Genomic DNA, 586 nt, shown 5'->3' on the forward strand with positions numbered 1-586 from the left:
TCTCGGGCAGGCGCCGGACCCAGCGGCCGACCAGACCCCAATTCGGCCGGGGCAGGCCGAACGCCTTGTTGAGGAAAATCGCCCAGACATCCATGAAGACCGTGGCGCCGATGCCGATCGCGACGGCGCGCCAGACGATGTCGGGCATCAGAGCTGCTCGAGGATCTTGGCCGCGCCGCTCTCGTCGACGCCCGGCTTGGCTTCGACATTGATCGCCTTGACCGTGCTGTCGTCGACGATCATCGAAAAGCGCTTCGAGCGCAGACCCATGCCGTTTGCGGAAAGATCGTTGTCTAGCCCGACCGACTTGGCGAAGTCGCCGCTGCCGTCGGCCAGAAAGAGGATCTTGCCTTCGCCGCCGGTGAAGCGCGCCCAGGCGCCCATCACATGGACGTCGTTGACCGAGACGACCGCGATGGTGTCGACGCCACGCGCCAGGATGGCGTCGTGGTTCTCCAGATAGCCCGGCAGGTGGTTGTTGCTGCAAGTCGGCGTGAAGGCGCCGGGAACGCCGAACAGCACGACCTTCTTGCCCGCAAAGATTTCGGCGCTGGTCATCGGCTTGGCGCCGTCGTCGGTCATCACC

General features: G+C 65.2%; 2 protein-coding genes. Both read right to left on the bottom strand.

Features of this window, described 5'->3' with window-relative positions; translation table 11 throughout:
* The coding region (locus tag EOA29_RS43945) for a DUF2938 family protein (RefSeq protein WP_127222560.1) at positions 1-148 on the bottom strand (148 nt) is incomplete at its 3' end.
* Entirely contained in the window at positions 148-582 is a 435-nt protein-coding gene (locus EOA29_RS39300) for a peroxiredoxin (RefSeq protein WP_245468840.1), read from the bottom strand. The genes EOA29_RS43945 and EOA29_RS39300, both read right to left, overlap by 1 nt.
* Positions 583-586: the final 4 nt, after the last annotated feature.

The organism is Mesorhizobium sp. M1E.F.Ca.ET.063.01.1.1, from assembly GCF_003998155.1.
In the GTDB taxonomy this organism is placed as follows: domain Bacteria; phylum Pseudomonadota; class Alphaproteobacteria; order Rhizobiales; family Rhizobiaceae; genus Mesorhizobium.